Genomic DNA, 7,486 nt, shown 5'->3' on the forward strand with positions numbered 1-7,486 from the left:
CCAGAACAAGAAAAAAAGATTATTCAAAAACTAATAGATACAAATCCACAACAGTTAAAATTTAAATTTGCACTTTGGACAAGAGAAGCTGTACAAACATTAATAAAATATATTTTATACTACCCAAAAATAAGATAAACTTTTAAAAGTTCTCTAACAAGTTTCATAAAAATATTCCTTTAATTTTAATATAAGATTTTTGATTTGATATAAATAGTTCATTTGAAAATAATTTTAAAAATATTAAAGTTGTTTTCATATTTATAGATAAGTTTAAAATTGTGTTTATCAATAATCTTTTTGACAATACTTAAACCTAAGCCAAAACCATCTCTTTGAATAAGCTCTTGAGTAAAAGGTTTTAAGTAGTATTCAAACTCTTTTGATAGTTTTTCACCACTATTTGAAATAGATATCTCATTTTTATCTACTTTTATAATAATTGGAAAAGAGATAGCATATTTTAAAGCGTTATCAATAAGATTTTTAAGTGCAATTGACATATAGTATAAATCACCCTCTATTTTAAAATCTTCATAAATATCTATTTTGATTTTCGATTCATCTTCTAAATATAGTTTTCCTAAAGATTCTAAAACTAAAGTTTCTGCACTAAATATTTTTATATCTAAGTTTGTAATATTTAGTTTTTCAAGCTCTATTAGTTCATTTGTGAGTTTTTCTAAATCATTAAAAATCTTTTTAAGTAACTCTTTTTGAGAAAAATCATCAATTTTTTCTATTGCAAATTTTCCTTTTGCTATTGGGGTTCTTAGCTCATGTCCAATATCTCGAAGTAGCGCTTCTCTTGTTTTTATAGAGTTTTCAAGTGAACTTGCCATTGAGTTAAAATTAGATGCTAAAGTTCCTATCTCATCATCTGTTTTTATATCTATTCTTGTTGATAAATTACCATTTGCAAAAGATTTTATATCTTTTGTTATTGTTTTTAGAGGAGTTAAAAGTTTGATTATAAATAAAAACATCATTAAAAGAGCAAAAATATCCAAAAATACCAGTATGTTTAAAATAGTTTTATCACTTAAACTCTCTTCATCTAAAGCTTTGAAAATATATGTTTCATCCAAATATTTTATTTTTAGAATATAGATATTTGATGATTTATATTTTAGTATTGAAATATTTCCAAATGTTGAATCTAAAGAGTATATAATTTCTAAATCATTTTCATCTAAATTTTTTACTATTTGTAAACTGTTTTTTTCTACCAAAGAGTTTACATAGCTTTTATTCTCTATATTTCTAAAAATATCATCAATTATCTTTAAATACTTCTCTTTAGCAAAATTATCTATTTTCTTTGAGTTTATATTATCAATCGATACTCCAATTATAGTCATTAGAATAAAGCTTAAAATAAAAAGGATAGTTAATTTTTTAAAAATCGACATATTAACCTACAAACTTATAACCAATTCCCCAAATAGATTTTATATATTTAGGGTTTTTTGAATCATCACCAATTTTTGCTCTAATATTTGAAATATGCATATCAATAGTTCTATTTCTTGTATCCAAATCTAAAGAAGTAGCATTTAAAATCTGCTCTCTTGAGGATATTTTGTTTTGATTTTCAACTAAATATATAAAAATTTCAAACTCTATTTTTGTAAAATCTATAGGATAACCATCAATTAGAACAGTTCTGCTATCTTTGTCTATTGTGAAATCTCCAACTTTAAACTCTTTATTGGAATTTCTTTTTAAAATAGACTCTATTCTTAAAACCAACTCTCTTGGCTCATAAGGTTTTGCAAGATAATCATCAGCTCCAAGCTCAAAACCATGTATCTTATTTCCTATATCTCCCCTTGCTGTTGAGATAATTATAGGTATATTTTTTATATCTTTTAGTTTATTAAAGAGATCAAATCCATCCATAAATGGAAGCATTAAATCTAAAATTATAATTGAATAGTCATTGTTTATTTTAAAATCTTCTAAAACATCTTTTGGATTATCAAAAGCAGTAACAATAAATCCATAATCTTTTAGATAATCAACTATCAAAGATTGCATTTGTAAATCATCTTCAACCAACAAAACCTTTTTATTCAATTATCCACTCCTTGAAATGATCTGCAAATTCATCTCTTTGCTCTTCATTTAAAATCTCTAATATCTTTTTTATTCTTTTAGCTTCTAAAATTGTAGCCTTTTTTTTGATTTCCATACTTTTTTGAATATATAAATTCTCATCAAAATTTGACTCTTCTATTAAATCTTCAATATCATCTTCAATATCATCTTTAAATTCATAAAACTCTTTATACTCATCTTTTAGATCTAAAAGAATATTTTTTATAGCTTTTACTTGCTTCTCATCTAAATTTAAATAATCTAAATTTTTATAAGAGTGTTTATATTTTTTATAGTCATCATCACCATTTAAAAACAAAAATATACTAAATAAAATCAGAAATATCTTTAATATTTTCATATTCAATCAACCCTTTTTCAATATCACTATGGCAAGCTTTACAGTTTGCAACACTTTTTACCTTTTCATTTTTAAAGACCTCTTTTGGAATCTTTTTGTGTTTTCTTTCCCAATAAGTAGTTTTTGATAAAGCAATTATATCTTTATCGCCTATTGAATTTAGAAAATTCCAACTAGCTTTATTAGTTGAAGTTTCTGCACTATTGTTTACTAAAAAAGTTAAAATATTTTTATTTACATCTTCATCTAAACTTGCATCATCACCAAAATGATTTTCCAAATCACTCATTATTAAAACCCAAGATTTCTTAGGCAATAGATTTGGAGGATAAAGGGTGTGACAACTTCCACACTCATTTACAAAAGCTAAATTTTGTGTTTTATAATCAATTGGCTCAAACTTTGAAGCAACTAAAATATTATTTGGTTTATAAAGATTAAAAATCAAAAAAGCTAAAAAAGCTATAAACATAACAATTGCAAATAGTTTTTGAAAAATTGATAGTTTTATACTCTCATCTTCAGAAGTCATTTTATATCCAGTTGCTATAGAGTTTAGAGTTTCGTACTTTTTATGAAACACTCTATCAAAGGCAATTCCAACTAAGTGCATAACAATTAAAAAGATAAGAAAATTTGCAAAGAATTCATGAATCTCTTTAAAAAGTTTCATTTTTTTAAAAAAAGAGTCATTTAAAAAAGAAGCTACTCCTTTTCCATCTTGTATTCCATAAGCTAATACACCTGTAACAATTACAATAAAAGTAACAATTAACATAGCTATCATTACATAAGATGCTAATGGATTGTGACCTATGTATTTTTGCTCATTTTTAAAAGAACCACTAAAAATATTTTTTAAAAACTTTTTAGCTTCATTTTTATTTGCTGGAAAATCTTTAAATAAAGAGTATTTTGGACCAAAATATCCCCAATAAACTCTAAAAAATAATAAAATTAGAATAGAGTAACCAGCAATTGCATGAAATCTTAAAAATTCATCATCATCTGTTAAAAAAGCAATTAGAATAAACAAAGCAAACAAGAGATGAAAAACTCTTGTTGGTAGTGACCAAATATATGATTTTTGCATGTTAATTTTTCTCCCATTTTCCATAATTTGGAATATTTACATCATCATCACTAAATATACCTTTTTTAGCATTTTGATGACAAGCTGTACAGTTAAACATACCTTTAACCTCTTTTTGAGTAATTAAATTCTCTTTAATATCTTCATGTTTCTTTTTCATATAAGGCATTTTTGAAATAGAATCGGGAATAGTGCCATTTAAATTCTCAACTATTTTTCTACTTCTTTTATATTGCATACTTTTTTCAGCACTATTTTCATTTAAATAGCTTGATAGAGTTTGAAAAGTTTTCTCATCTACAGTTGCATCATCACCAAAGTGGTCACTTAAATTTGACATCATTTTATTCCAAGAGTTAGTAGGAAGTAGTCCTGCTGGATATGCAAAATGGCAACTACCACACTCTTTTTCGTAAATTGTATTATCAACTGGTTTAACAGATACGCTCATTCCTCCAGCAAATAAGAAAGAGCTAGTAAGTCCTAAAAGGATTATTTTTTTCATTGTTCGCTCCTTTTATTTATTTATTTATGATGTAAGTAATTACATCACCTTTTTCAAGCGCAGTTCCTTCACGATTATAAACATCATTGAAATTTCTTTTTAACCATTTTTCAATTTCTGCTTTATTTGTAAATCTGTTTGGATTTGCTTTTGGAGAAAGAGCATCTATTGTTTTACCTGTAAAATAATTTTGATTTGATTTATTTAAATCTGTACCATGACAAGATGCACAAGAGATTAATTCACCTTTTTTCCCAATATGTTTTGATAAGAAGATCTCTTCACCTCTTTTATAATCAAAACTTTTGAAAGATAAATCTGTTTTTAAAACTTCTTTTTTTAAAGACTCTAAAAAATCATCAACTGTAGCACTAAAACTTAAAGTTGCAACCAAAGTTGCTATTAGAAATGCTTTCATAATTTACTCCTAAATATTTTATACTTAGAATTGTAAAAGAATAGTTTAAAGATATTATGTTTTTTTACTTGACAATTTATTTACATATATCAAATAATATAATTACCCATGTAATTACAAAAATAGAGATACTAATAAATACAATAGTACTTCCAACATCTTTAGCTCTACCAGCCATAGGATTATGTTCAAGAGTTACTAAATCTACAACTCTCTCTATTGCACTATTTATGGCTTCAGCTAAAATCATTCCTATTAAAGTTATAAATAAAATAGCTTTATTTGTTAAGTTTGTATCAATAAAAATAATTACAGGAATTAGAATAATTGTTACTATTAGCTCAATTTTAAATGAAGTTTCATTTTTTATTAAGTCAATTAAACCTTTTAATGCATAAGATGTGTTTTTAAAAAAGTTATATTTTGGTTGATTTCTCAAAGTTTTCCTTTACTATTAATTTATGAATAATCAAAATTACTAACCAAGCTAATATCATAGTAACTAATGTATGACTTAAAAAGTGGTCACCAATTAATATTTTATATCCCCCAGTTAATACACCTACGGTTACACCAAAAGCTAGAGCAATTTTTTGATTTCTAGGCTTTTTAAATAAAAAATATAGAGCCATCAAAGAAAAACCCATTGTTGCATGTCCAGCTGGCCAACATCTTTGTTTTTTTTCTTGAATATAATCTTTTGGATATGATTCAAGAATTTTTACATCAATTGAATCTCCCCCAAATTCTATAATATTTATGGGACAAGGAACATTTGTAACACTTTTTAAAGAAGCCAAAGAAGGTACTAAAATAGTACTTAAACATACTATTAATAAGCCTTTTTTGTACTTTTCTAATATTTTAATTCTTTTAAAAAAAGATAAAATTGATAGAAGTAAAATAATAGATGCAAATATTATAAATATTTTTTTAAATCCACTATAAAAAATCAAATCTGCTAAATAATTATCTTTTGATAAAATCCAAGATTTTGTTTCAAAATTATAAAAAATAGATTGAAATTCTATATCAAAATCTGTAAATTGAAATATTAAAATTACAGCGCAAAGAAGTAGCGCTGTATATATAATTTGTTTAGTGCTCTTTTCTAGCTTCATTTAATATATCTAACTCTTTTTTATATACTTCTGTTTTTACTTCAAAAAGTCCCAAAAGAGTACTAAATAAGTTATCATGTGAGTACTCTTTATCTTTGTTTTGTTTTATTTTACTTCTGTTGTATTCATGACTCATTTGTCCATTATCTAACCAAATTAAAGAAGCAACATGTGTTTGTGCTTTTGGAGCTATTGCATAAGGCATACCATGAAGATATATTCCATTTTCTCCTAAACTCTCACCATGATCAGATACATATAACAATCCTGCCTCATGAGTTTTTGAATATTTTTTTAAAAAATTTATAGCTTTTGATAAAAAATAATCAGTATATAAAATTGCATTATCATATGCATTACTTATCTCTTCTTGTGTACAATTTTCTAGCTGGTTTGTTTTGCATACAGGTGTAAATTTTTCAAACTCTTTTGGATATCTTTTATAATAAGCAGGACCGTGATTTCCCATTTGATGAAGAACAATTAAAATATCTCTACCTTTGTTTTTTTCTACATAATCTTCAAGACCAACCAACATTCCCTCATCTCTACACTCATCATCGCAAATAGAATTTTTATCAGGTTTTTGATAATCTTCATAATCAACTCTAAGTGCTACCCCTTTTGAATCAGAGTTATTATCTCTCCATAAAATTGCAACATCTTGAGTATTATTTAAAACATCTAAAACATTTTTTGTACCAGCGCCTTTTTTATAACTATAATCATCTTTTGGAAAGATAGAGAACATACAAGGAACTGAATGTGCTGTTGAAGTTCCACATGAAGACATGTTTGTGAAACTTACAAGGTCTTCTTTTTTTAATAAAGGATTTGTCTCTTTTTCATAACCATTTAATGAAAATCTATCTGCTCTTGCTGTTTCTCCTATAACTAAAATAATCAACTCTTTAGGTTCATTTTCATCTTCAACTACTTTTGAATCTAAACCAATATCTTTAATTTCGCTTGGTGCTGTATCTAAAGTTTTATGAAGATAATTTCCAATGCTATAAATCCAATAAATTGGATTTATATTGTATCTTAGAGGTTTATGCTCTCTAAAAAATGATGTATAAAATTTTGAAAAACTAAAAATTATTATAAAGATAATAACTAAAGATAATGTTATAGTTTTTAATTTTGAAACTATTTCACCTTTTAATGATTTATAATTTATTGTAGTTTTATATACAATATAAGAGGGAATAATTGCTAAAAAAACAACATAAAGAACTAATCTAAAACTAAATAAATCAATTGACTCTTTAAAACTTGTTTGTAAACTATTTCTAATCATTTCTGAATCAATAACAACACTATAACTATCCATAAAATATGCTGTAAATGCTGAACTTATAAAAATTGTTATTAGTATAGGTTTTGTTGTATATTTTGAGCTAAAAATAGTTAATAAAACTATAATTAAAAGCGTTAAAACAATAGTTATTGATAAAAAAAACAGAATATTTGAGCCTATAAAACCATATGTAAGAATAAGGTCTTTGAAAAATTTATAATTATAAAATAGAGTTAAAAATATAGAGCTAATTATTATTAGTCTATTTTGAGAAAGTCTTAACACGAATAAACTCCTTGTGATAATTTATGAAATATTATCTTTTAATAATTAATAAATTCATAATAAAATGTCAAGAAAGTGTCAAGATTTAAAAGTAGCAAAATGCTACTTTTATTTGAATAGATTTTAATATACTAAAATATATATTTAATATAATCAACATATTCAGCATAAAGAGTTTTTAATCTCTTTAAATGGGACCATAAATTAAACTGTGTAAACCACCTTTAACCCATTTTCTTACTTTGTGTATTTTTCCATAATTTCACTGAAAAATATACAAAGTTGAGGATAAATCTCACTCCA

9 protein-coding genes are annotated in these 7,486 nt (G+C 24.8%); all 9 read right to left on the reverse strand.

From position 1 onward, the window contains the following. Positions 1-218 precede the first annotated feature (218 nt). The 9 genes from IQC44_RS11105 to IQC44_RS11145 all read right to left on the reverse strand — a co-directional run bounded on the left by IQC44_RS11105 (position 219) and on the right by IQC44_RS11145 (position 7,183). A complete protein-coding gene (locus IQC44_RS11105) occupies positions 219-1,412 on the reverse strand; it encodes an ArsS family sensor histidine kinase (protein WP_228286341.1) in 1,194 nt (397 codons plus the stop codon). Position 1,413: 1 nt separating this feature from the next. Beyond that, complete coding sequence (locus tag IQC44_RS11110) at positions 1,414-2,079, reverse strand: response regulator transcription factor (RefSeq protein WP_198306429.1); 666 nt, start codon at positions 2,077-2,079, stop codon at positions 1,414-1,416. Further along, positions 2,072-2,461: a hypothetical protein gene (locus tag IQC44_RS11115; protein ID WP_198306430.1), complete on the reverse strand. Its 390-nt coding sequence runs from the start codon at positions 2,459-2,461 to the stop codon at positions 2,072-2,074. The genes IQC44_RS11110 and IQC44_RS11115 overlap by 8 nt, the downstream gene beginning before the upstream one ends. Continuing rightward, complete coding sequence (locus IQC44_RS11120) at positions 2,427-3,554, reverse strand: cytochrome b/b6 domain-containing protein (protein ID WP_198306431.1); 1,128 nt, start codon at positions 3,552-3,554, stop codon at positions 2,427-2,429. Before IQC44_RS11120 ends, IQC44_RS11115 begins: the two co-directional genes overlap by 35 nt. Position 3,555: 1 nt before the next feature. Further along, on the reverse strand, positions 3,556-4,059 hold the full coding sequence (locus IQC44_RS11125) for a diheme cytochrome c (protein WP_198306432.1): 504 nt from the start codon (positions 4,057-4,059) through the stop codon (positions 3,556-3,558). A 16-nt stretch (positions 4,060-4,075) separates the two neighbouring features. After that, a complete protein-coding gene (locus tag IQC44_RS11130) occupies positions 4,076-4,477 on the reverse strand; it encodes a DUF1924 domain-containing protein (RefSeq protein ID WP_198306433.1) in 402 nt (133 codons plus the stop codon). Positions 4,478-4,553: 76 nt separating this feature from the next. Further along, positions 4,554-4,916 (reverse strand): diacylglycerol kinase, encoded by a 363-nt coding sequence (locus IQC44_RS11135; RefSeq protein WP_198306434.1) that lies wholly within the window; start codon positions 4,914-4,916, stop codon positions 4,554-4,556. Beyond that, positions 4,894-5,598, reverse strand: a complete 705-nt coding sequence (locus IQC44_RS11140; protein ID WP_198306435.1) for a phosphatase PAP2 family protein — start codon at positions 5,596-5,598, stop codon at positions 4,894-4,896. The genes IQC44_RS11135 and IQC44_RS11140 overlap by 23 nt, the downstream gene beginning before the upstream one ends. After that, the gene (locus IQC44_RS11145; RefSeq protein ID WP_198306436.1) at positions 5,576-7,183 is read right to left on the reverse strand and encodes a phosphoethanolamine--lipid A transferase; all 1,608 of its coding nucleotides are present in this window, start codon (positions 7,181-7,183) and stop codon (positions 5,576-5,578) included. Before IQC44_RS11145 ends, IQC44_RS11140 begins: the two co-directional genes overlap by 23 nt. Positions 7,184-7,486 lie beyond the last annotated feature (303 nt).

Source organism: Arcobacter vandammei (assembly GCF_016106035.1).
Taxonomy (GTDB): domain Bacteria; phylum Campylobacterota; class Campylobacteria; order Campylobacterales; family Arcobacteraceae; genus Aliarcobacter; species Aliarcobacter vandammei.

Coding starts and splice junctions, on each gene's coding strand:
- IQC44_RS11125 (WP_198306432.1), bottom strand. CDS start 4,059: ATGAAAAAAATAATCCTTTTAGGACTTACTAGCTCTTTCTTATTTGCT.
- IQC44_RS11105 (WP_228286341.1), bottom strand. CDS start 1,412: ATGTCGATTTTTAAAAAATTAACTATCCTTTTTATTTTAAGCTTTATT.
- IQC44_RS11120 (WP_198306431.1), bottom strand. CDS start 3,554: ATGCAAAAATCATATATTTGGTCACTACCAACAAGAGTTTTTCATCTC.
- IQC44_RS11130 (WP_198306433.1), bottom strand. CDS start 4,477: ATGAAAGCATTTCTAATAGCAACTTTGGTTGCAACTTTAAGTTTTAGT.
- IQC44_RS11140 (WP_198306435.1), bottom strand. CDS start 5,598: ATGAAGCTAGAAAAGAGCACTAAACAAATTATATATACAGCGCTACTT.
- IQC44_RS11115 (WP_198306430.1), bottom strand. CDS start 2,461: ATGAAAATATTAAAGATATTTCTGATTTTATTTAGTATATTTTTGTTT.